Consider the following 22615-nt stretch of genomic DNA (forward strand, 5'->3'; position numbering starts at 1 on the left):
GCCGTCTTCTAGTTCTACGCTTCTACGCCGAGCGGGCGGATGTGTCAGTCAGCACTTCCGCCCGGCGAACGCAGATCAGGCTTCCTTGAAGCGATAGCCGACGCCGTACAGCGTCTCGATCATTTCGAAATCGTCGTCGACCACCTTGAACTTCTTGCGCAGCCGCTTGATGTGGCTGTCGATGGTGCGGTCGTCGACATAGACCTGATCGTCATAGGCGGCGTCCATAAGCGCGTTGCGGCTCTTCACCACGCCGGGCCGGGTCGCCAGCGCCTGCAGGATCAGGAATTCCGTCACCGTCAGCGTCACCGGCTCGTTCTTCCAGGTGCAGGTGTGACGCTCCGGGTCCATCCGCAACAGGCCGCGGTCCAGTGCACGCGCATCCGGCTCCTTCGGCACGGCGGTCGGATCCTTGGGCTGGCCGCGGCGGAGCACCGCCTTGACGCGCTCGACCAGAAGGCGCTGCGAGAACGGCTTGCGGATGAAATCGTCGGCACCCATCTTGAGTCCGAACAATTCGTCAATCTCTTCATCCTTGGAGGTCAGGAAGATCACCGGCAGGTCGGACTTCTGCCGCAGCCGGCGCAGCGTTTCCATGCCGTCCATGCGCGGCATCTTGATATCGAGGATCGCGAGGTCCGGCGGCGAAGTGCGGAAGCCGTCCAGTGCCGACGCACCATCCGTGTAGGTCATGATGCGATAGCCTTCTGCTTCGAGCGCGATCGACACGGAGGTGAGAATGTTGCGGTCATCATCGACCAGGGCGATTGTGGGCATGAGCCTGCTTTCGAATAAGAGAGTGGCTTAAACGGCGGGCACTTCAGCCGGACGCCGCATAAATGGGCTTCGTACACGGTCAACGAGCAATGCAAGCTGGGCTGAAGTGTGACCGAGTTCCGCAAAACGTTTCTGCTAAGCAACACGATCCCCCATATAGCACCCTATCAAGTCGAGAAAACCCCCTTTTTGCAATAAGATGACCGGAAACGAACCATGCAGCCAACCGCAGATTTTGACGCTTCCAAACTCGCCCGCTCGCTGCTGCGGCGTAGCCGTCAGGGCGCGCTGGCCACGCTTATGCCTGAAAGTGGCGACCCTTACTGCTCGCTCGTCAACGTTGCGAGCCATGCCGATGCCTCCCCAATTCTCCTGATTTCGCGGCTGGCGCTGCATACGATAAACGTCCTCGCCGATGGCAGGGTATCTCTGATGCTGGACGAGCGCGCTGCCGGCGACCCGCTGGAAGGTTCACGGATCATGCTGGCTGGCCGGGCCGAGGAGGCCACCGGCGAGCCCGCGAAAATCCTGCGCCGGCGCTACCTCAACGCCCATCCGTCCGCGGAAGCCTTTGTGGATTTCAAGGATTTCTCGTTCTTCCGGATTGCCCCGTCGGGCCTGCATCTGGTCGCCGGCTTCGGCCGCATCATCGATCTCAAGCCTGCGCAGTTTCTGACCGAGATCGGCGATGCCGCTGATTTGCTGGAAGCCGAGCAGGGCGCGGTCGAGCATATGAATGAGGATCACCGCGACGCGATGAACCTGTATGCGACCAGGCTGCTGGGCGCCGAGTCCGCCGATTGGCGCTGCACCGGCTGCGATCCTGATGGCATGGACATGCAGGCTGACAGCGCGACGCTGCGGCTGGATTTCCCGGAACGGGTCAGCAGTGCGATGGGACTGCGCAAGATGCTGGTGCGGCTGGCAGGCGAGGCGCGGGCCAAGGACTGAGAGCCGCACAAGGGTTAACGTCTGCCAATAGCGAACGTGGATTTGAACGGGTGCGGACGTTTCCGCGACCTAATGCAAACCTGCGCGTAAGTGACCAGCGAAAGCCCGCATGAACTCCCGCAATCGATTGATATTCTCCGTGTGTCTGGCGCTGTTGTCGGGCACGTGCCTCTCCACGCCATCGCTGGCGCAGAAGAGCGACATCGCCGCGGTCAGCGTCAAGGTCAACGAACTCGGCCGCGCCGGCAAATATGCCGAAGCGGTCGCGCTGGCGAAGGAACAGGTGGAAAGCCTCGAGAAAAGATTCGGTCCCGTGAACCGCGAGGTTGGCGCGGCGCTGAACAATCTGGCGCAGGCCTACGGCAATCAGGGCAGGGACGGCGAGGCGGAGCCGCTGCTCAAGCGATCCATCGCGGTGCTGGAGAAGACGACGGGGCTCGAATCGCCGGAGATCGCGGCCGCGCTGACCAATCTGGCGGCGCTGTACCAGCGCCAACAGCGCTATGCCGATTCCGAACCCTTGTTCAAACGCGCGCTGTCGGTGCGCGAGCGGTCGCTGCCTGCCGGTCACCCCGACATCGGACAAGCCCTGAATAACCTCGCCACGCACTACGAGAAGCTCGGCCGCCACGGCGATTCCGAGCCATTGTTCAAGCGGGCGCTGGCGATCTACGAAAAGGCCGCCGGCCCGGAGCATCCCGCGGTCGCGACCCTGTTGAACAATCTCGGCCAGGTGGCGAAAGTCCAGGCCCGCTATGCCGAGGCCGAGCCGCGGATCAAGCGGTCGCTGGCGATCCGCGAAAAAGTGCTGGGCCGCGAACATCCCGATGTCGCGCGCTCGCTGAACAATCTCGCAGACCTCTATGAACGGCATGGCCGTTACGCCGAAGCGCAGCCGTTGTTCGAGCGCGCCTTGGCGATCCGTGAACGCGCCGTCGGTCCCGACCATCCGGATACCGCGACGTCGACCAACAATCTGGCGTCGTTCTATCAGGCGTCCGGCCGTCCCGGCGACGCGCTGCCGCTGGTGCAGCGGCTAATCGGAAATGGACGCGCGCAACCCCGCGCGGCGCTTCCGGTGCTGGCGGATGCGGAACGCCAGCATCTGATGCCGCGCGACAAAGCCGTGAACGATATGCTCAGCGTGATCCAGCGCGGCACCCAGTCATCGGTTGCATCAGCCGTGAACAAGCTGGCGGTACGGCTGGCCGCGGGCAGCGATCGCCTCGCCGAACTGGTGCGCCGGGATCAGGATCTCGCCACTGAAGCGGAAGCGCTCGACAAGTCGGTCGTGGCGGCGGTCTCGAAGGAGCGCTCGAAGCGCGACGCCGCTTCCGAGCAGCGCGCCCGCGCGCGGCTTGCCGCTGTCGCGACCGAGCGGGCGTCGCTGCAAAAGACATTATCCGCGGAATTTCCCAACTACGCCGCGCTGTCGAATCCATCGCCGATGACGGTGAAGGAGATCCAGTCGCTGTTGTCGGAAAACGAAGCGCTGGTGCAGTTCGCCGTCACCGAGGTGGAAAGCTACGTCATCGCGATCACCCGCGAGAACTTTGACTGGAAGCCGATCCCACGTGGCGCGGACACCTTGTCGCAGCAGGTGGCCGCGTTCCGTCGCGGTCTTGATCTCGGCAAGGCGAGCGATGCTTCCGGCAAATCCGGCCTGTTCGATCTCGCGCTCGCCAATGAACTGCACGGGACGTTGCTGGCGCCGGTCGATGCGCTGATCAAGGACAAGCCCTCGCTTCTGGTGGTGGCGTCGGGCGCGCTGACGGCGTTGCCGTTCCATCTGCTGGTGACCGAAAAGCCGAAGGCCGCCATCCCCGAGACGTACGACGGCTATCGCGATGCGGCCTGGCTGTTGAAGCGTCAGGCAGTCTCGATCTTGCCGTCGGCCGCGAGCCTGAAAGCGCTGCGGGTGTTTGCGCGCAAGGAGCAGAGCACCAAGCCGATGACCGGCTTTGGCGATCCCATTTTCAATCCCGCCGCGAAGCCTGCCGATGGCAATCGTTCCAGGACCGCCGCGCGCAGCCTTGCGAGCGGCGCCTACACCGATTTCTGGCAGGGCGCCGGCGTCGATCGCGCGCGGCTTTCAGATGCCTTGGCGCAACTGCCCGATACCGCCGACGAGCTCAACACGATCGCGAAAAATCTCGGCGTTGCGGCGGCCGACATTCATCTCGGCGAAGACGCCAGCGAAACCACGCTCAAGCGCACGCCGCTCGCCGATTACGGCATCGTCTATTTCGCCACCCACGGCCTCGTCGCCGGCGACGTGAAGGGGCTTGCCGAACCATCGCTGGTGCTGAGCATCCCGAGGCAGCCCAGCGAACTCGACGACGGCCTGCTTACGGCAAGCGAAGTCGCGCAGTTGAAGCTCAATGCCGATTGGGTGGTGCTGTCTGCCTGCAACACCATTGCCGGCGACAAGCCCGGCGCCGAAGCGCTTTCGGGCCTTGCGCGATCGTTCTTCTATGCCGGCGCGCGGGCGCTTCTGGTGTCGCATTGGGCAGTCAGCTCGGAGGCTGCCACGCGGCTTTCGATATCGACCTTCGATCGCCTGAAGGCCGATCCCAAGCTCGGTCGCGCCGAGGCGTTGCGGCAGGCCATGCTGGCCTATCTCAATGACCCGTCGTCGCCGCGTAATGCCTATCCGGCGTACTGGGCGCCGTTTGCGCTGGTCGGAGAGGGCGCCGCGCGCTAAGAAATTTCGATTGTGCGCCGCAACAATTCGGGCATCTAACGCGTTGAGACAGATGGTCGCGCAACCATGGCAGCAAACGAACAAAAAGCACCGCAGCAAGCGATTGATTCAGATCAATCGCCCTCGCCTGCATAAACCAATTAGCGTGGATCGGCTTGGCAAGCAGGGCGTTCATCAGTATTAGGTCGCCGGACCGAGGCCGTAAGGCTATATTCAGGGGTCACCGCGACAGAGCGCGTCAAGCGACATGCGCGCGTCGAGAGTAACGCGGGTTCGAGGAGGAGTCTTCGTGCAAGAGACGGGTCTACGCAACGGTGCCTTCGGCGCCGATAAATTCGGTTTAAAGAATCTCAAGACGGTGCACTGGAATCTCGGTGCGCCGCAGCTTTATCAATATTCACTTGCGGCAGGCGAGGCCGTGCTGTCGGCGGACGGCGCGCTGTGCGCGGACACCGGTGAGTTCACCGGCCGCAGCCCCAAGGACAAGTTCACGGTTCGCGACGCGACTACCGACAAGAACATGTGGTGGGCCGGCAACCAGTCGATCACCTCGGAGCAGTTCTCCGCGCTCTATGCCGACTTCCTCAAGCATGCCGAAGGCATGACGCTGTTTGCGCAGGACCTCTATGGCGGCGCCGATCCGAGCTTCCAGATCAAGACGCGCGTATTCACCGAGCTTGCCTGGCACTCGCTGTTCATCCGCACGCTGCTGATCCGCCCCGAGGCGCAAGCGCTGAAGGATTTCGTTCCCGAACTCACCATCATCGATCTGCCGAGCTTCCGCGCCGACCCGAAACGTCATGGCTGCAAGTCCGAGAACGTCGTCGCGATCGATTTCGCCCGCAAGATCGTCCTGATCGGCGGGTCTTATTATGCCGGCGAGATGAAGAAGTCGGTCTTCACCACGCTGAACTACTATCTGCCCGCCAAGGGCGTGCTGCCGATGCACTGCTCGGCCAATGTGGGACCTGCGGGTGACACCGCGATCTTCTTCGGGCTGTCGGGCACCGGCAAGACCACGCTGTCGGCCGATCCCAACCGCACGCTGATCGGCGACGACGAGCACGGCTGGGGCAATGACGGCGTCTTCAATTTCGAAGGCGGCTGCTATGCCAAGTGCATCAAGCTGTCGGAAGAAGCCGAGCCGCAGATCTTCGCGGCCAGCAACCGTTTCGGCGCCGTGCTCGAAAACGTCGTGATGGACGAGCGCACCCGCGTGCCCGACTTCGACGACGGTTCGAAGACCGAGAACACCCGTTCGGCCTATCCGCTCGATTTCATCCCGAACGCTTCGCGTACCGGCCGCGCCGGCCAGCCGAAGAACGTCGTGATGCTGGCGGCCGACGCCTTCGGCGTGCTGCCGCCGATCGCAAAGCTCTCGCCGGCCCAGGCGATGTATCACTTCCTGTCCGGCTACACCGCCAAGGTCGCCGGCACCGAGCGCGGTCTCGGCAACGAGCCACAGCCGGAATTCTCCACCTGCTTCGGCTCGCCGTTCCTGCCGCTCGACCCCTCCGTCTACGGCAACATGCTGCGCGAGCTGATCGCCAAGCACAATGTCGATTGCTGGCTGGTCAACACCGGCTGGACCGGCGGCAAGTTTGGCGTCGGCAGCCGTATGCCGATCAAGGTGACGCGTGCGCTGCTGACGGCTGCGCTCGATGGCTCCTTGCGCAATGTCGAATTCCGCACCGACAAGTATTTCGGTTTCGCGGTGCCGACCGCGCTGCCGGGCGTGCCGAGCGAGATCCTCGATCCCGTCAACACCTGGAAGGACAAGGCCGAGTTCGACAAGACCGCGCGCGCGCTGGTCGGCATGTTCCAGAAGAACTTTGCCAAGTTCGAAGCCCAGGTGGACGCCGAAGTCCGCGCCGCTGCGCCGGACACCAAGCTCGCGGCGGAATAACGCTCAATAGCGGCGAACACGTTTAAAAAGGGCGGCTCTGTGAGCCGCCCTTTTTTGTTGTGAGCTCGCAGTCAGCCGTTGCCGTTGCCCGGAAGCACCGCGTTGCTTGGCGTCCGCCGGTCGGTGATCTGCAGGCCGAACAGGCTGCCGATCAGTTCGACGGCGACGCGTGCGGTGCGACCGCGCTCGTCGAGAAACGGGTTGAGCTCGACGATATCGACCGAGCACACCAGCCCGGAATCGTGCAAGAGCTCCATGATCAGGTGCGCCTCGCGATAGGTCGCGCCACCCGGCACGGTGGTGCCGACGCCGGGAGCGACCGTGGGATCGAGGAAGTCGACGTCGAAAGAGACATGCAGCACGCCGTTCCGCGCTCGCACGCGTTCGATCACCTTTCGGATCAGGACGCCGACGCCGAACTCGTCGATCGCGCGCATGTCGGCGATTGCGACGCGGCGCTCGAACACCAGTTTTTTCTCCTCGGGATCGATCGAGCGAATCCCGAACAGGTCGAGCTGATCCGGGCCGATCGAGGCGCGGGGCGCGCCGCCAAGCAGATCGTCGAGGCCGGCCTCGCCGCACAGGAACGCGGCCGACATGCCGTGCATGTTGCCGGTTTCCGTCGTCTGCGGCGTGTTGTAGTCGGCATGGGCATCGACCCAGAGCACGAACAGCGGCCGGCCCTGCTCCTGCCAGTGGCGCGCGACGCCGTTCACCGATCCCATCGACAGCGAATGATCGCCGCCCATGAAGATGGGAATGGCGCCGGAACGCGCCAGCGCATAGGAGCGCTCGCTGAGTGCGCGGATCCAGCCCTTGATCGTGTCGTAATATTTGGCGTTCGCCGGCGGCGGGCCCTCGGCGGAGGCGGGGCCGGGCTTGGCCATGTTGCCATGGTCCTCGACGGCAAAGCCGAGCTGGTCGAGGATGCGGCCGATGCCTGCGGTGCGCAGCGCGTCCGGTCCCATCAGGGTGCCGAGTTGCGAGGCGCCGATCTCGATGGGGACGCCGAGCAGGGCGATGCGGGGAACGTTGGCATCAGACATGCGGGCCACCTTCCGATCAGTAGGGTGGGCAAAGCGAAGCGCCCACCATTCAGCCTGACGGATTGGATAGATGGTGGGCACGGCGCGAAGCGCGCCTTTGCCCACCCTACAAGATTTTCGACAGGCCGATGCTCACGCCTTGAAATAGGCGATTTGCGTCGTGGTTGCGAGCAGGCGACCCGAGGGCGACCACAATTCGCCGTGCTGGTCGCCGTAACTCCTGTGGAAAATCCGGGCGTCGGCTGCCGCCAGCACGTGGGTAATGTCCTCGCCCGCCAGCTCTTCCGACGCGGTATGAAAATACGTCGTGATGGAGACCGTGCCGAACGGCACGAGTTCCCGCCGCGCCAGAAACACCCGGCCGAAGAAGGCGTCCGACATCGACATCAGCGACAGCATGTCGATCTTTCGCGGCACGCGGTCGCCGATCCATTGCTTGGAGAAGGCATCGAGCGGCTCCGCCGCAGGCGAGCCGTAGAAGCTCGGCTCCCCCTCGACAAAGCGGAAATCATATTGGTGCGTCCAGGTCATCGGCGTGTTCGGAAACGAGCGCGCCTGCGCGAATGGCACCGCGTCCGGATATTTCATCTGCTGGTGCGACCAGGACGGACGGCGCTCGGCGAATACAGCGGTCGCCAGCGTCGCGACGTCGCCACCGCCCTGCGTCATCTCCACGCACCAGTGCTGGCTCGAACGGTTGGCCTTGACCAGCCGCACGTCGAGGTCGAACGGGCCTTCGGCCACCGGCGCGCAGAAGTTCACGGTCAGCGCCAACGGATCGCCCGCCCGCTGCGGATGTTCCATCAGCGCGCGCAAAATAGTCGCTGCCGTGCAGCCGCCGAACGGGCCGACAAAGGCCCAGTAGTCCGGGCTGGTCTTGCCCTGCCAGCAGCTATCGCCGGCGGTCACCCGCGTGGCGTCGTCGAAGAGGTGAGGGGAGTTTGTGAGCATCGATGTACTTCGGTTTCGAGGGGCGCGACGTTGTTGCCGCAGATACCGTCATTGCGAGCGGAGCGACTTGTTCGCCGTAGCTCGAAGAGTGAAGGCGGGAGCAATCCATCGCGCCGCAAGCGGAGGAATGGATTGCTTCGTCGCTTACGCTCCCTTGCACAAACGCTTCGCGTTTGTCGCAGGCAATGACGCGGATGCAGTATCGCAACAATCCTGCCGAATTCAATGACGCCAGAGGTAATGGATTTCCGCTTCCCGGGATTGCGATTGCTCATTCATCCATGTGCTCGCAAAATTGATTGATTGCCTTGGCTGCAGCTTCGGGGCGGGTTGCCAGCAGCATGTGCGAGGAATCGAACCAATGCACATGGCAACGTGGCTGAGCAGCTACGATCTCGTCAACCTGCCGCCTGTTCACCAGACGGTCGAAACGCCCTTGCAGGCACAGCACGGGGCAGGCGACCCCGCGTAGTCGATCGCGCTTGTCGACGCGAAGCACTTCGCGGGCACGGTATTGAAGGACCTCGCGAGGCAAGGCCGCCAATACATGGCGAAGGCGAGCGGTGAGTTCAGGCGTTGCCTCCGATCCCATCAGCGCCGTCGCAATGATGCGCTTGGGCAGCCACCTGAGGTCAAGGAGCCGAGTGAGTGCCGCGAACTGCGCCGGCAGCGGATGTCGCGCAAAACTCGATGCGAGGACCAATCCGACGGCACGCGGGTCCGCGGCCGCGATTTCGACCGCGATCGGTCCGGAAAAGGATTCGCCGAGGACGACGAACGGACGGTTCGGTGCGCGTTCCCTGACATGGGCGGCCAATTGGGCGTAGCCTAGCGGTCGGTCGGATGGGTACGCGATCAGCTGAACCGGGCGGTGCAAGGATAGTTGATCTGCCAGCGCTTTCAGGAGCTCTCCCGTTCCGTCCATGCCCGGAAGAAGGATAATCGGAGTAGCTTCGGGCGCGCTCATCCGGCCATCATAGCATGTCGTGGTTCGAGAAAGTCCAGGGAGCTTGCGCGCTCGACGGATATACGATCTAGCCCTTGGCCTCGCGCTGGGCATCGGCCTCCGGCGCAGCCGCGCGCACCGGCACGTTCCAGATATCCTCGGCGTATTCGCGGATGGTGCGGTCGGAGGAGAACCACGGCATCCGCGCCACGTTGAGGATCGAGGCGCGGGTCCAGGCCGGTATCACCTGCCAGCGGGCGTCGATGCCGCGCTGTGCCGCGTAATAGGAATCGAAGTCGGCCGAGACCATGTAATGGTCGATGTAGCGCAGGGCGTGACCGATGGACGCGAAGCGGGCGGGATCGTCGGGCGAGAATGCGCCGCTCTCGATCGCGGTAATGGCCCGTGCCAGCCGCGGCGAGCGGCGGATGATATCGGTCGCATCCAGCCCCTGCTTGCGCCGGACCATGACGTCGCCGGCCTCCATGCCGAAGATCGCGATGTTCTCCGCGCCGACATGGTCGCGGATCTCGATATTGGCGCCGTCGAGCGTGCCGATGGTCAGAGCGCCGTTGAGCGCCAGCTTCATGTTGCCGGTGCCGGAGGCTTCCATGCCGGCGGTCGAAATCTGCTCGGAGAGATCGGCGGCCGGAATGATAACCTCGGCGAGGCTGACATTGTAGTCGGCGAGGAAAACCACCTTCAGTCGTCCCGCGATGTCGGGGTCGTTGTTGACGACCTCGGCGACGTCGTTGATCAGCTTGATGATCAGCTTGGCGTAGCGATAGCTCGCCGCCGCCTTGCCGGCGAAGATCTTCACCCGCGGCACCCAGTCGCGCTGCGGCTCGTCCTTGATCGCCTGGTACAGCGCGACGGTCTCGACGACGTTGAGCAATTGCCGCTTGTACTCGTGGATGCGCTTGATCTGGATATCGAACAGCGCCGACGGATCGACCTTGATGCCGAGCCGCTCATTGATCAGCCGTGCCAGCGCCACCTTGTTCTGATGCTTGACGTCGCGAAAGCGTTGCTGGAACGCGTTGTCGCTGGCGCGGGCCTCGAGACGTTCGAACAGGGAGAAATCGTCGAGCACGGCCTCGCCGCAGACCTCGCGCAGCAGGTCGGTCAGCTTTGGATTGGCCAGCATCAGCCAGCGGCGGAAGGTGATGCCGTTGGTCTTGTTGGTGATGCGGCCGGGATAGAGATGGTTGAGATCGTGGAACACGGTCTCCTTCATCAGGTCGGAATGCATCGCCGAGACGCCGTTGATGCGGTGCGAGCCGACGAAGGCGAGCTGTCCCATCCGCACCCGCCGTCCGGATTTCTCGTCGATCAGCGACACGGAGGCGCGGTAGTCGATGTCGCCCGGGCAACGCTGATCGGCCAGCGCCAGATGCGCGGCATTGATGCGGTAGATGATTTCGAGATGCCGCGGCAGCAGCCGCTCGAACAGTTCGACCGGCCAGGTCTCCAGCGCTTCCGGCAGCAGCGTGTGATTGGTGTAGGACAGCGTCGCCACCGTGAGCTTCCACGCTTCGTCCCAGCGGAAATTGTGCAGGTCGACCAGGATGCGCATCAGCTCGGTGACGGCAAGACTCGGATGGGTGTCGTTGAGCTGCACCGCGACCTTGGAGGGGAGGTTGCGCAACTGTCCGTCGGACGCGAGGTGCCGCTTGATCAGGTCCTGCAGCGAGGCCGAGACGAAGAAATATTCCTGCCGCAGCCGCAGCTCGCGCCCGGCCGGGCTCTCGTCGTTCGGATAGAGGAATTTGCAGATCGATTCCGCGCGCGCTTCCTCGGCGACCGCGCCGAGGTAATCGCCGGTGTTGAAGACGTCGAGCCGCAAGGGATCGGGCGAGCGCGCCGACCACAGCCGCAGCGCGTTGACGTGCTGGCCGCGCCAGCCCACGATTGGCGTGTCGTAGGCGACCGCCTGCACGGTTTCCGCCGGCCGCCAGGTGGCGCGGTCGCGGCCGCGGTCATCGACATGGTCGACATGGCCGCCGAAGTGGATGTGATAGACCACCTCCGCGCGCTGGAATTCCCAGGGATTGCCGAAGCTCAGCCATTCGTCCGGATATTCCTGCTGCCAGCCCTGCGAAATGATCTGGCGGAACAGGCCGAAATCGTAGCGGATGCCGTAGCCAATGGCGGGAACGGCCAGCGTCGCCATGCTCTCCATGAAGCACGCCGCGAGCCGCCCGAGACCGCCATTGCCGAGCGCCGCATCCGGCTCGCATTTGCGCAAGTCATCAAGCCCGACGCCGAGATCGCCGAGCGCCGTCTCGAACATCGGCAACAAGCCCATATTGTTCAACCCGTCGGTGAACAAGCGGCCGATCAGGAATTCCAGCGAGAGGTAATAGACGCGCTTGCTGCCGGAATCGTAGCTTTCTTTTTCCGCCGTCAGCCAGCGGTGCACGATGCGGTCGCGCAGCGCCAGCGCCGCCGCCTTGTACCAGTCGCGCCGGGTCGCCATGCCGGCGTCCTTGCCGATCGCAAGGCGAAGCTTGGCAAGAATGGCGCCCTTGATCTCGGCCAGCGCCAACTCGTCGATCGGCTGCCCCGGCGCCGGATAGTTCCCCGGGAATTGTTCCTGCAACACGTTGATTCCTGCAGTTGAGACTCAAGACAAGATAGGCGCGTTGCCCCGCGATCGAAACCAGCCGGATGTATGTTGTGCATCGCGCTGGCATGATTTTATGCAAGGACCGGGCCGATTTCGCGGCATCGGCGGCGGGATTTTGGTGCTATGATCGCGGTGCGAAGCCGAGGATCGCTGGGGTTCAGTGGCCGGGTGCCAGTGCGCGCAAGGCAGATGCGTGCCGCCAGAACGGGAGGCTTGCCATGAGACTGACGATCGAGATCGCCGCCGCTACGCTATTGGTAGTCTGCATCAGCGCCACCAGCGCGGCCTTTGCCGCAGGCAAGTCCGCCAGGAGCGCGGACGGCCTGAGCTGCACGTTCAGCGTCGCGCAGGGCGCATCGCCCGTCGCGCGCTGTGCGGCGATGAAGCGGCAGTGCGGCGGAAAGTTCTATGCCAATTATTGCGGCGACAAGCTGTTGTCGGCGATGTGAAGAGATTGAGGTCCGCCACGGTTCATACCATGGCGCCGTCCTACTCTTCGCTTTCCTCCGAAAATCCGGGATAGCGGAGATGAAGCTTTTGCAGCAGCTTGGAATGCACGGCTAACGATATTTCGTCGAGAGACGCGGAAAGCAAGGCTTGATCCTCGCTGTCGAGGGTCGACACGATCGCATGCGCCCGCTCGATCGCATCGACCGCTTCCAGTAACAGCGAGCGGATTTTGTTGGCGTGCGTCTCGTCCATCGTTCCATCCTGTGCGGCAGATCGCCGACAAACAACCTATGGTAGGAAATATTTGGCGATGTCGCTAGAACAAATTAAGAACACTTTATCAAGTATCTGATATATCATTGTGATTCGGCGCGTCGCCGACACAACATTTATGGTCTATCCGAGTTTGGGAGGACTACATGTCCACCATCGCCTTCGATCAGTTCGCTCTCACCCGCATCGCCGATTTCGCGCGCTCGCTGTCGCGCCTGCACCAGGCCTCGCGCCGCCAGCCCGTCGATGACGACGCGATCGACCGTGAATTCAACGCGGTCTGCATGTCGGTGTGGGGCTACACCACGGACGATTTCAGCGACGAGCTGTTTTCGATCGAGGACCACGCCTTCCTCGATGGGCTGGATGAAGCGCAGGCGCGCATCTTCGCCGCCGAGCAGGGCTACGACCTCGTCGACGATCAGGGCATGCTGACGGACTGGTGGGGTTATTGCTGGATGATCCTGGCCGAGAAGCGCGGCCTGCTGACGGCTGAAAACCGCGCCGCGGCGCGTGCGGCGATCGAGGAAAAATATCTGTCGGCGCCGAACGTGATCGGAGTGATCGTCGGGCGGTGAGTTGGTCTTGGTCATTCCGGAATGGTCCGAAGGACCATATCCGGAATCTCGAGATTCTCAGGTGCGCAATTGCGCACCATAGTTCGATGCTGGCGCATCGCCCCGGAATGACTAGCCGCTAATTCACTTCCGCCCGCTTCGCCGCTTTTGGCTTGACCGTCTTCGGGATGGAAGCCGTCGGCAGATCGGCGTCGCGGCTTGTTTCCGGAAGCGGCGCGCTGGCCGCGACCGTTTCGGCGCTGACCGGCGCGACCTTCATTTCGCCGAGCCGGGCGCGGACTTCCGCCGTCAGCCCGGGATAGGAGGCGACCGGCGTGAACTCGGCCGCCTGGTCGGCGCCGAGGCGCACGCCCGTATAGGCGACGAGACCGTCGGTCGTGGCGATGACGTCGCCGGAGCGGAGCGAGGTGTCGAGCGTGAGATCGACCGGCGCTAGCCCGGACGGGCTCCTGCCGTTGCAGGTGCAGTCGGCACTCAGCGCCTTGCGATAGGCGTAGGCGTTCTCGCTGTCGGCATAGCGCTCGCCGCCGCTCGCGGTCGCATGGTCGATGCTGCTGCCGTAAAACACCTTGGTGGCGCTCGCGGGACAGAAGGCCTGGCAAGTCTGAACCGGCGAAACATTGCCGCGCGTGGTCAGCGGAAAATATTTGCCGTCGCAGCTACGCACGCAGAACGCAGGGCCACTGGGGCCGGCGACGCGCGGTGCCGGTACGGGCTGGGATGGCTGATGATTGCCAAACGGATCGGCGAAGAAATTGGCCGGCGAGGGGGCCTGCCGTGTCTGCTGCTTCTGGATGCCGCCGAACAGGAAATCGAACAGGCCTTCGGCGGAGACGCTGCCGGGCGTCAGCGTGAGCGCGCCTGCAAGGGTCGCGGCGGCCACAAACGTCGCGCGGCGCCGCACGCGCGAAAAAGCCAACTCTGTACGCAACGCCAACTCCACCCAACGCAACAAACGCGCTGAAGCGCGCAGGCTTCAGCCGGGAGTAACCTTAACGGGGGATGGTAAAGGAGTGGTATTCAGGGGCGGAGAAGGGGAAGGAAATGCGGAAGCGAACGAGGAGCCGCGCTCTCTCCAACGTGATGGTCGGGCAAAAGCGCGAAGATGCGCTTCGCGCTTTTGCCCGGGCATGACGGCTGCATCTGCGGAGAGGCCACGATCAGCCTTTCAAAAACTCACCGGCCTTGTACAGCGAACGAAACTCGAGCCCCGCTTCTGCAAACGCTTCAGTCGCCCCTTCCTCGCGGTCGACCATGGTGAGCACCAGGACGATCTCGCCGCCGGCATCACGCACGGCCTCGACCGCCTTCAGCGCCGAGCCGCCGGTCGTGGTGACGTCCTCGACGATCACGATGCGCTTGCCTTCCAGGCTCTCTCCCTTGGCGAGGCCCTCCACCGCGAGGCGCGCGCCATGCTCCTTCGGTTTCTTGCGCACGAAGAAGGCGGCGATCGGGTGGCCCTTCAGCCAGGAAAGCTGCGCGATCGCGCCTGCCAGTGGGACGGCGCCCATCTCCAACCCGCCGACGAAATCGAGCCTGTCGTCCTTCAGCGCCTCATAGGTTAGCTCGGCCAGAAGCGCCGCGCCTTCGGGGTCGAGCATGGTCGGCTTGAGGTTGAAGTAGAAGTCGCTCTTGCGGCCAGACGCCAGCGTGATCTCGCCGCGCCCGAACGAACGCTTGCGGATGATCTCGGCGAGGCGGGCGCGGGAGGCTGATTTGGACAAGGCGGTTTTTCCGGGGTTTGAGGCGGGCCGCAATCTATCGGCGCTCGCGGGCACATTCCAGCGCTGATCCGGTGCCGTCAACAGTGGCGCATGCGTCCTGCTTTCGCAGGGGCGCCCCGTGGAAAGCGCGGGTTGTAAGGCCCGGAGGTTCCGGGGTACGGAGACCCCAAGCCTTTGAGGGGGAAACCGTAGATGACAATCGAACTGCACACCTGGAACACGCCGAACGGCCGCAAAATCTCGGTCGCGCTGGAGGAAATGGGGCTGCCGTACAAGGTGATCCCGATCAACATCACCAAGGGCGAGCAGATGGCGCCCAGCTTCATCAAGATCAGCCCGAACAACAAGATCCCGGCCATCGTCGATCCCGACGGCCCCGGCGGCAAGCCGGTCAGCATCTTTGAGTCGGGCGCGATCCTGCTCTATCTCGGCGAAAAGACCGGCAAGTTCCTGCCGAAGCCGCTGGCCGAGCGGATCCCGGTCTATGAATGGCTGATGTGGCAGATGGGCGGTTTCGGGCCGATGCCCGGCCAGGTGCACCATTTCATCGCGCTGGAGAACGAAACCGACCGTGCCTATGGCCTGAAGCGCTATATGGCCGAGACCCGCCGGCTCTATGGCGTCCTCGACCGGCGGCTGGCCGACCGCGAATTCCTGGCGGACGCGCTGTCGGTCGCCGACTTCGCCATCCTCGGCTGGGCCTGGCGCCACCCGCGCCACAAGGTGGAGCTGAAGGATTTCCCGAACGTCGAACGCTGGTACAACGCGCTGATGGCCCGCCCGGCGACCAAGCGGGGCATGGAAGCGAAATTGGATTGAGCACTTCCCCTCTCCCCTTGTGGGAGAGGGTGGACGCGATGCGAAGCATCGCGGACGGGTGAGGGATCTGTCTCCGCGGAGAGAACCCCTCATCCGGCGCGCTTCGCGCGCCACCTTCTCCCACAAGGAGAGAAGGAAGAAACATCACGCCCGCTTCGCCTCGAACGCCATCTTCACGGCAAGCCCTGCCAGCACCGTTCCCATCAGCCAGCGCTGAATCAACAACCAACTCGGCCGCGTGCCGAGAAAGCGCGCGATCGATCCGGCGCCGAGCGCGATCATCGCGTTGACGCTGACGCTGATCACGATCTGGATCGCGCCCAGCGCCAGCGACTGCGTCAGCACGCTGCCCACGGCGGGATCGATGAACTGCGGCAGAAGCGCCAGATACAGCATCGCGATTTTCGGATTGAGCAGATTGGTGACGAATCCCATCGCGAACAATTTGCGCGGGCCGTCGACCGCGAGCTTATTCACCTGAAACGGCGAGCGGCCATTCGGCTTCAGCGCCTGCCACGCCAGCCAAAGCAGATAGGCGGCGCCGGCGAAGCGCAGCGCATCATAGGCATAGGGAACGGCAAACAACAGCGCCGTGATGCCGAACGCCGCGCACAGCATGTAGAACACGAAGCCTAGGGCTACGCCGCCGAGCGACACGATCCCTGCCGCGGGCCCCTGCGTGATCGAGCGCGAGATCAGGTAGATCATGTTCGGCCCCGGCGTCAGCACCATGCCGAGCGAGATCAGGGCAAAACCGAGCAGCGTTGCAATGTGAGGCATGGGAGACTCGCGGGGAGGGATGGGCGTTTACTAGCGCGCACCAGCCCGCGATGTCATTTCGTATATTGCTCCGAGGACATTTCTGCCCGGGAGCGCAGTCCATAAGCATGCACGTCTGTCATCGCCCGGCTTGACCGGGCGATGACGGCATCTCTCAATGCGCCTCTTCCCAATTGTTCGCGGCCCTTGCATCCACCTGCAGCGGCACCGACAGCACGACCGCCGGGAACGGCGCGTCCTGCATCACATGCTGCACCACCGGCAGCGTCGCCGCGACTTCCGCATCGGGCACCTCGAAGATCAGTTCGTCATGCACCTGCAGCAGCATCTGTGCGGACAGCTTCTTCTCCGCCAGCGCGTCCTCCATCCGCGTCATCGCGCGGCGGATGATGTCGGCAGCGGTGCCCTGCAGCCGCGCGTTGATCGCGGCGCGCTCGTTGAAGGAGCGGACCGAGGCGTTGGAGGCCTTGATGTCGGGGTAATGGCACTTCCGCCCGAACAGCGTCGTGACATAGCCGTTGGTCCGGCAGAAGTCGCGCGTCTCGTCCATGTAGGCGCGGATGCCGGGGAAGCGCTCGAAATACTTCTTGATGTAGGCGGAGGCTTCCTCGCGGGCGATGCCGAGCTGGTTCGCAAGCCCGAAAGCGGAGATGCCGTAGATGATGCCGAAATTGATTGCCTTCGCCCGGCGGCGTACCTCGCCCGGCATGTCCTTGATCGGAACGCCGAACATTTCGGACGCCGTCATGGCGTGAATGTCGAGCCCGTCGCGGAACGCCTGCTTCAGCACGGGAATGTCGGCGATCTCGGCGAGCAGCCGCAATTCGATCTGCGAATAGTCTGCCGATACCAGCTTGTGGCCGGCCGTCGCGATAAAGGCGCGGCGGATTTTTCGGCCGTCCTCGGTACGCACCGGGATATTTTGCAGGTTCGGTTCGTTCGATGACAGCCGCCCCGTGGTGGTCGCAGCCAGCGCGTAGGTCGTGTGCACGCGGTGGGTCTGCGGATGAACATATTCCGGCAGCGCGTCGGTATAGGTCGATTTCAGTTTCGACACCTGCCGCCATTCCAGAATCTTCTTCGGGAATTCATGGCCCTGTTCGGCGAGCTCGTCGAGGATCTGCGCCGAGGTCGACCACGCGCCGGTCTTGGTCTTGGTGCCGCCGGGGATGCCCATCTTGCCGAAGATGATGTCACCGATCTGCTTGGGGCTGCCGACATTGATCGGCTCGCCGGCGATTTCCTGCAGTTCGGCCTCGACCCGCGCCGCGGTCTGGGCGAAATCGCCCGACAGCCGCGACAGCACCTGCCGGTCGATGGAGATGCCGCGCCGCTCCATCCGCGCCAGCACGGTGACCAGCGGCCGCTCCAGCGTCTCGTAGACTGTCGTCATGTGCTCGGCGGCGAGCCGCGGCCTCAGCACGCGGTGCATGCGCAGGATCATGTCGGCGCTCTCGGCCGAATAGGCCGTCGCCTTGTCGATCGCGACCTGGTCGAAGGTCAGCTTGTTCTTGCCGCTGCCGACGAGTTCGCCATGGCTGAGGACGGCATGGCCGAACCAGCGCTCGGTGAGCGACTCCAGCGCGTGCGAGTTGCGCCCGGCGTCGAGCGCATAGGACATCAACTGCGCATCGTCGACATTGCGCAAGGTGACGCCGTGCTGCGCCAGTATCACGGCGTTGAACTTGATGTTGAAGCCGACCTTGAGAATTCCTGCGGATTCCAATAGCGGCTTCAGCGCCGCCAGCGCGTCGCCGGCCTTGATCTGGTCGGGAGCCAATCCGGCGTCGAACAGGCCCGCGCCGCCGCCGGGCTGCTTGTGGGCGAGCGGGACGTAGCAGGCGTCGCTCGGCGCGAGCGCCAGCGCGATGCCGCAGATGTCCGCCTGCATCGGATCGTCGGAGTTCGCCTGGGCGTCGATCGCGAACGTGCCGGCATCGTAGGCGCGCGCAATCCAGGCCTTCAGCGTATCGAGGCTGCCGATGGTCTGGTACTTGCCGCGGTCGACCGGCACTTTTCGTAACGCCTCGGCGCGCACGGCGGCGAGCGAGACCGGCGAGCCCTTGTGGCTCGCGGCCTTGTCCTGCTTGTCGGCGCCTTTATCCGGCGCGGTCCCCGCTTTGCCAGCGGGCGGAGCGTCGAACAGCGTCGCGCCCTCGGCATAGCCTTCCGGCTTCTTGCCTGATGGCGGCACCGCGAAGACACTGGCGCCGCTCTTGTTGCCTGCATCCGGCTCGATGTCGGCCGGATCGACCTGAGAGTATTCGGCGACACGGCGGGTGAGGGTCGAGAACTCCATCGCCTTGAGGAACGCGATCAGCCTGCGCGCGTCGGGCTCTTGCACCGCAAGGTCGTCGAGCGGCACTTCGAGGTCGACCTTGTCGTCGAGCAGCACCAGTTGTCGCGAAATCCGCGCCTTCTCGGCGTTCTCGATCAGGGCCTCGCGCCGCTTCGGCTGCTTGATCTCGCCAGCGCGGAACAGCAACTGCTCCAGATCGCCGTATTCCACGATCAATTGTGCGGCGGTCTTGACGCCGATGCCGGGCACGCCGGGCACATTGTCGGTGGAGTCGCCCGCCAGCGCCTGCACCTCGACCACCTTCTCCGGCGGCACGCCGAATTTCTCTATCACTTCAGGGATGCCGATGCGGCGGTCCTTCATGGTGTCGTACATCGTGACCTTGTCGGTCACGAGCTGCATCAGGTCCTTGTCAGAGGAAACGATGGTCGTCGTCGCACCGCGCTCGCCGGCCAGCCGCGCATAGGTCGCGATCAGATCGTCGGCTTCAAAGCCAATCTGCTCCAGGCACGGCAGGTCGAAGGCGCGCACGGCTTCGCGGATCAGCGCGAATTGCGGGATCAGATCGTCGGGCGCCGGTGGCCGGTGCGCCTTGTAGTCGGGATAGAGCTTGTTGCGGAACGTGATCTCGGACTTGTCGAACACGATTGCGAGGTGGGTAGGCCGGTCATCCTCCGGCATGTCGCGCAACAGCTTCCACAACATGTTGCAGAAGCCGAGCACAGCATTGACCTGCAGCCCGTCGGATTTGCGGTTCAGCGGCGGCAGCGCGTGATAGGCGCGGAAAATGTAGGAGGAACCGTCGACCAGGAACACATGGTCACCCTTGCCCGGATTTTTGGCGGGGGCCTTGGCAGGGGCTTTGGCGGGAGCGGGTTTGGCGGCGGCTTTGGGGGCTGTTTTCGGCATGGCCGAAATTTAGGGATTTTTGCGCGGATTGACAGCCTTGGGGGACGGTTTTTGCTCGCTACCGCACAGCCAAATTGCCGTTATGCCGTAGCCCGGATGGAGCGCAGCGAAATCCGGGATTCGCGCAAAGCCGTGGGATTTCCCCGGATTGCGCTGCGCTCCATCCGGGCTACGTATCAGGCAAAACCCTACTCCGCCGGCTGCAGCGCGGGCCGGGCCTTTTTCGGCGCGATCCAGAACGCTGCCGGCCGCTCGAACAGGAAATCGGCGCGGACCAGCAGCGCCAGGCGCCAGATCAGAACCGCACCCGCGACACCGGCAACGGTCACGATCAGGGAAACCGTCCCGATATCGGCGATCAGCCCGGTCTTGAGCAGCAGCGTCCGGGTCACGGCCATCGGCAGGAAGAAGGCGAGGTAGATGACGATGGAATGCTCGCCGCAATAGCGCAGGAAGTTCAGCCACTGCACCCGCGCCAGCAGCGTGCCCATGACGATGATCGCGCCCGCGCCCGCAAATCCAAGCGCGAGCGAAACCAGCGGCCATTCGTCAACGCCTGATACGACCAGCGCGCCGTTGACGATCGCCCACAGCGCGAGGCCGGCCAGCGCCAGCACGGGCTTCTCTCGCGAGCGGTCCGACAGTGCGAACACGTAGGAAGCGAACAGATAGCCGGAGTAGAAATAGACGAAGCGTCCGCAGAATTCATCGATCACGGTCCAGCCGGTCGCGACATGCGCCATCTCCAGCGCCGCGGCTACGATCCAGATCGCGGCTGACGGGAGCTTGCGTGACAGTTTTGTGACGACGAAGAACACCGGCAGCAGATAAATGAACCAGAGTGTGCCGAACGGCTCGATGAAAGTTTGCAGATACAGCATGCCGACATGCTGCCAGCCGCCTTCCGCGGCAAAGCCGGGCGCCTTGAAGCCGAACTGGATCGCCACCCACAGCAGATAGAAATAGGCGAAATGCACGACCTTGCGGTCGAGATAGGTGCGCCAGTCGCGATCGATCACGACCGCCAGGAACAGGCCGGAAATCAGGAAGAAATCCGGCATCCGGAACGGCTTTGCGAACATCACGAAGGCATGCATGAAACCGGTGTCGCCGGCGGCCTTTTCCACGCCCAGCACCGAATGCATCATCACCACCATGACGATGCAGATGCCCTTGGCGTAGTCCACCCAGTCGATGCGGGTGGAGCGTTCGGTGACGGCGGATGTACCGTTTAAGGTCATCGGTGTTCCTTTTCGGCGCGACGTGGCCGCATCTTCGGCCCGATCCGTTGCTTTCTCCTTTATTCATACAAATGACATGCCGACTTACCTCGTTTTTTCCGATTTCCCCTTGGGCGAAAAATGCTCTAAGACGCCGACAAAATCGGGATTGGCGTTAACCATCAGATACGGGTTGTTTTCATGCGAATCGCCATGATTGGCACGGGCTATGTGGGGCTGGTATCCGGCGCCTGCTTTGCCGATTTCGGCCACCAGGTCACCTGCGTCGACAAGGATGCCGGCAAGATCGAAGCCTTGCGCCGAGGTGAAATCCCGATCTTCGAACCCGGGCTCGACGAGCTTGTCGCCTCCAACGTCAAGGCCAAGCGGCTGGATTTCACGACCGACCTGACCGCGCCGGTCGCGGAGGCCGACGCCGTATTCATCGCGGTCGGTACGCCGTCGCGGCGCGGCGATGGCCATGCCGACCTCACTTACGTCTACAGCGCCGCGCGCGAGATCGCTGCAGCACTGTCCGGCTTCACGGTGGTGGTGACGAAATCGACCGTGCCGGTCGGCACCGGTGACGAGGTCGAGCGGCTGATCCGCGAAGCCAATCCGTCGGCCGATGTGGTGGTCGCCTCCAATCCGGAATTCCTGCGCGAGGGCGCGGCGATCCGCGACTTCAAATTCCCCGACCGTATCGTGGTCGGCACCGATGACGAGCGCGGGCGCAAGGCGCTCGGCGACGTCTACCGGCCGCTGTCGCTGAACCAGGCGCCCGTGATGTACACGGCGCGGCGTACGGCCGAACTGATCAAATACGCGGCAAACGCATTCCTCGCCACGAAGATCACCTTCATCAACGAGATTGCCGATCTCTCGGAAAAGGTCGGCGCCGACGTGCAGCAGGTCGCGCGCGGCATCGGACTCGACAACCGCATCGGTTCGAAATTCCTGCATGCCGGTCCCGGCTTCGGCGGCTCCTGCTTTCCAAAGGACACCCGTGCGCTGGTCAAGATCGCGCAGGACCACGACGTGCAGTTGCGCATCGTCGAGGCCGTGCTCGGCGTCAACGACATCAGAAAGCGGGCGATGGCGCGCAAGGTGTCGAATGCCGCCGGCAATCTGCGCGGCAAGACGGTCGCGGTGCTCGGCCTCACCTTCAAGCCCGACACCGACGACATGCGCGAGGCGCCGTCGATTCCGCTGGTCACCGGCCTGCTCGACATGGGCGCGAAAGTGCGCGCGCACGATCCGGTCGGCATGGAGCAGGCGAAGAAGGAACTGCCCGAGATACAGTATTGCGACGACCCCTATGAGTGCGTGAAGGGGGCGGACGCCATGGTGATCGTCACCGAATGGGTGCAGTACCGCGCGCTCGATCTGGATCGGATCAAGGGCGTAATGGCGCAGCCCGTCGTGGTCGACCTGCGCAACATTTACCGTCCCGAGGACATGGCCGCGCACGGCTTTACGTATGAGAGCGTGGGGCGGGCGGCGACTTGATCTTTCTTCCCTTCTCCCCTTGTGGGAGAAGGTGGCACGGACGAAGTCCGTGCCGGATGAGGGGTCTCCATCCGCGGAGACAGACCCCTCACCCGTCTCAATCGCGCTTCCGCGCGATTGATCCACCCTCTCCCACAAGGGGAG

General features: G+C 63.7%; 18 protein-coding genes. 7 read left to right on the forward strand and 11 right to left on the reverse strand.

Annotation, left to right across the window (positions count from 1 at the left end; genetic code table 11):
* Nucleotides 1-75: 75 nt before the first annotated feature.
* The gene (locus tag CQ12_RS34165; RefSeq protein ID WP_027541437.1) at nt 76-777 is read right to left on the reverse strand and encodes a response regulator transcription factor; all 702 of its coding nucleotides are present in this window, start codon (nt 775-777) and stop codon (nt 76-78) included.
* A 216-nt stretch (nt 778-993) separates the two neighbouring features.
* Here CQ12_RS34165 and CQ12_RS34170 point away from each other — a divergent pair, with 216 nt between their 5' ends.
* The 3 genes from CQ12_RS34170 to CQ12_RS34180 all read left to right on the forward strand — a co-directional run bounded on the left by CQ12_RS34170 (nt 994) and on the right by CQ12_RS34180 (nt 6338).
* Nucleotides 994-1728, forward strand: coding sequence for a HugZ family pyridoxamine 5'-phosphate oxidase (locus CQ12_RS34170; RefSeq protein WP_057839665.1), 735 nt, complete (start codon nt 994-996; stop codon nt 1726-1728).
* Nucleotides 1729-1837: 109 nt separating this feature from the next.
* Nucleotides 1838-4432 (forward strand): CHAT domain-containing tetratricopeptide repeat protein, encoded by a 2595-nt coding sequence (locus tag CQ12_RS34175; RefSeq protein WP_057839666.1) that lies wholly within the window; start codon nt 1838-1840, stop codon nt 4430-4432.
* Nucleotides 4433-4721: 289 nt separating this feature from the next.
* Nucleotides 4722-6338 carry a phosphoenolpyruvate carboxykinase gene (locus CQ12_RS34180; RefSeq protein WP_057839667.1) on the forward strand — a complete coding sequence of 539 codons (1617 nt, stop codon included), beginning with the start codon at nt 4722-4724 and terminating at the stop codon, nt 6336-6338.
* 71 nt (nt 6339-6409) lie between these two features.
* Here the strand turns inward: CQ12_RS34180 and rocF are convergent, their stop codons facing one another.
* From rocF to CQ12_RS34200, 4 genes are all read right to left on the reverse strand, one after another.
* Nucleotides 6410-7384, reverse strand: coding sequence for an arginase (rocF, locus tag CQ12_RS34185; protein WP_057839668.1), 975 nt, complete (start codon nt 7382-7384; stop codon nt 6410-6412).
* 132 nt (nt 7385-7516) lie between these two features.
* Complete coding sequence (locus CQ12_RS34190) at nt 7517-8335, reverse strand: acyl-CoA thioesterase (RefSeq protein ID WP_057839669.1); 819 nt, start codon at nt 8333-8335, stop codon at nt 7517-7519.
* 271 nt (nt 8336-8606) lie between these two features.
* Entirely contained in the window at nt 8607-9302 is a 696-nt protein-coding gene (locus CQ12_RS34195; protein ID WP_198164325.1) for an alpha/beta fold hydrolase, read from the reverse strand.
* 67 nt (nt 9303-9369) lie between these two features.
* On the reverse strand, nt 9370-11892 hold the full coding sequence (locus CQ12_RS34200; protein ID WP_157088645.1) for a glycogen/starch/alpha-glucan phosphorylase: 2523 nt from the start codon (nt 11890-11892) through the stop codon (nt 9370-9372).
* A 236-nt stretch (nt 11893-12128) separates the two neighbouring features.
* On the opposite strand from CQ12_RS34200, the gene CQ12_RS34205 reads away from it, so the two are divergent.
* A complete protein-coding gene (locus CQ12_RS34205; protein WP_057839738.1) occupies nt 12129-12359 on the forward strand; it encodes a hypothetical protein in 231 nt (76 codons plus the stop codon).
* 40 nt (nt 12360-12399) lie between these two features.
* Here the strand turns inward: CQ12_RS34205 and CQ12_RS34210 are convergent, their stop codons facing one another.
* Entirely contained in the window at nt 12400-12612 is a 213-nt protein-coding gene (locus CQ12_RS34210; RefSeq protein WP_057839671.1) for a hypothetical protein, read from the reverse strand.
* Nucleotides 12613-12779: 167 nt separating this feature from the next.
* On the opposite strand from CQ12_RS34210, the gene CQ12_RS34215 reads away from it, so the two are divergent.
* Nucleotides 12780-13211 carry a hypothetical protein gene (locus CQ12_RS34215; protein WP_057839672.1) on the forward strand — a complete coding sequence of 144 codons (432 nt, stop codon included), beginning with the start codon at nt 12780-12782 and terminating at the stop codon, nt 13209-13211.
* A gap of 118 nt (nt 13212-13329) precedes the next feature.
* Here CQ12_RS34215 and CQ12_RS34220 read toward each other — a convergent pair whose 3' ends face one another.
* Together CQ12_RS34220 and pyrE are read right to left on the reverse strand one after the other, a co-directional pair.
* Nucleotides 13330-14142 (reverse strand): DUF2865 domain-containing protein, encoded by an 813-nt coding sequence (locus CQ12_RS34220; RefSeq protein ID WP_057839739.1) that lies wholly within the window; start codon nt 14140-14142, stop codon nt 13330-13332.
* Between the two features lie 229 nt (nt 14143-14371).
* Entirely contained in the window at nt 14372-14935 is a 564-nt protein-coding gene (gene pyrE / locus CQ12_RS34225) for an orotate phosphoribosyltransferase (RefSeq protein WP_057839673.1), read from the reverse strand.
* A gap of 192 nt (nt 14936-15127) precedes the next feature.
* On the opposite strand from pyrE, the gene CQ12_RS34230 reads away from it, so the two are divergent.
* Entirely contained in the window at nt 15128-15754 is a 627-nt protein-coding gene (locus CQ12_RS34230; RefSeq protein WP_057839674.1) for a glutathione S-transferase family protein, read from the forward strand.
* A 144-nt stretch (nt 15755-15898) separates the two neighbouring features.
* On the opposite strand, the gene CQ12_RS34235 is transcribed toward CQ12_RS34230, so the two are convergent.
* The 3 genes from CQ12_RS34235 to CQ12_RS34245 all read right to left on the reverse strand — a co-directional run bounded on the left by CQ12_RS34235 (nt 15899) and on the right by CQ12_RS34245 (nt 20983).
* On the reverse strand, nt 15899-16534 hold the full coding sequence (locus CQ12_RS34235; protein WP_057839675.1) for a LysE family translocator: 636 nt from the start codon (nt 16532-16534) through the stop codon (nt 15899-15901).
* Nucleotides 16535-16688: 154 nt separating this feature from the next.
* Nucleotides 16689-19742, reverse strand: coding sequence for a DNA polymerase I (polA, locus tag CQ12_RS34240; protein ID WP_057839676.1), 3054 nt, complete (start codon nt 19740-19742; stop codon nt 16689-16691).
* 188 nt (nt 19743-19930) lie between these two features.
* The gene (locus CQ12_RS34245) at nt 19931-20983 is read right to left on the reverse strand and encodes an acyltransferase family protein (protein ID WP_057839677.1); all 1053 of its coding nucleotides are present in this window, start codon (nt 20981-20983) and stop codon (nt 19931-19933) included.
* A gap of 180 nt (nt 20984-21163) precedes the next feature.
* Here CQ12_RS34245 and CQ12_RS34250 point away from each other — a divergent pair, with 180 nt between their 5' ends.
* Complete coding sequence (locus tag CQ12_RS34250; RefSeq protein WP_057839678.1) at nt 21164-22471, forward strand: UDP-glucose dehydrogenase family protein; 1308 nt, start codon at nt 21164-21166, stop codon at nt 22469-22471.
* Nucleotides 22472-22615: the final 144 nt, after the last annotated feature.

Origin of the sequence: Bradyrhizobium jicamae, from assembly GCF_001440395.1 — a bacterium.
GTDB classification, from domain to species: Bacteria; Pseudomonadota; Alphaproteobacteria; order Rhizobiales; family Xanthobacteraceae; genus Bradyrhizobium; species Bradyrhizobium jicamae.

Excerpts from the sequence above, each read along its gene's own strand:
- CQ12_RS34165 (WP_027541437.1), bottom strand. The coding sequence starts at position 777 with ATGCCCACAATCGCCCTGGTCGATGATGACCGCAACATTCTCACCTCC.
- CQ12_RS34170 (WP_057839665.1), top strand. The coding sequence starts at position 994 with ATGCAGCCAACCGCAGATTTTGACGCTTCCAAACTCGCCCGCTCGCTG.
- CQ12_RS34175 (WP_057839666.1), top strand. The coding sequence starts at position 1,838 with ATGAACTCCCGCAATCGATTGATATTCTCCGTGTGTCTGGCGCTGTTG.
- rocF (WP_057839668.1), bottom strand. The coding sequence starts at position 7,384 with ATGTCTGATGCCAACGTTCCCCGCATCGCCCTGCTCGGCGTCCCCATC.
- CQ12_RS34190 (WP_057839669.1), bottom strand. The coding sequence starts at position 8,335 with ATGCTCACAAACTCCCCTCACCTCTTCGACGACGCCACGCGGGTGACC.
- CQ12_RS34195 (WP_198164325.1), bottom strand. The coding sequence starts at position 9,302 with ATGAGCGCGCCCGAAGCTACTCCGATTATCCTTCTTCCGGGCATGGAC.
- CQ12_RS34205 (WP_057839738.1), top strand. The coding sequence starts at position 12,129 with ATGAGACTGACGATCGAGATCGCCGCCGCTACGCTATTGGTAGTCTGC.
- CQ12_RS34210 (WP_057839671.1), bottom strand. The coding sequence starts at position 12,612 with ATGGACGAGACGCACGCCAACAAAATCCGCTCGCTGTTACTGGAAGCG.
- CQ12_RS34215 (WP_057839672.1), top strand. The coding sequence starts at position 12,780 with ATGTCCACCATCGCCTTCGATCAGTTCGCTCTCACCCGCATCGCCGAT.
- CQ12_RS34230 (WP_057839674.1), top strand. The coding sequence starts at position 15,128 with ATGACAATCGAACTGCACACCTGGAACACGCCGAACGGCCGCAAAATC.
- CQ12_RS34235 (WP_057839675.1), bottom strand. The coding sequence starts at position 16,534 with ATGCCTCACATTGCAACGCTGCTCGGTTTTGCCCTGATCTCGCTCGGC.
- polA (WP_057839676.1), bottom strand. The coding sequence starts at position 19,742 with ATGCCGAAAACAGCCCCCAAAGCCGCCGCCAAACCCGCTCCCGCCAAA.
- CQ12_RS34245 (WP_057839677.1), bottom strand. The coding sequence starts at position 20,983 with ATGACCTTAAACGGTACATCCGCCGTCACCGAACGCTCCACCCGCATC.
- CQ12_RS34250 (WP_057839678.1), top strand. The coding sequence starts at position 21,164 with ATGCGAATCGCCATGATTGGCACGGGCTATGTGGGGCTGGTATCCGGC.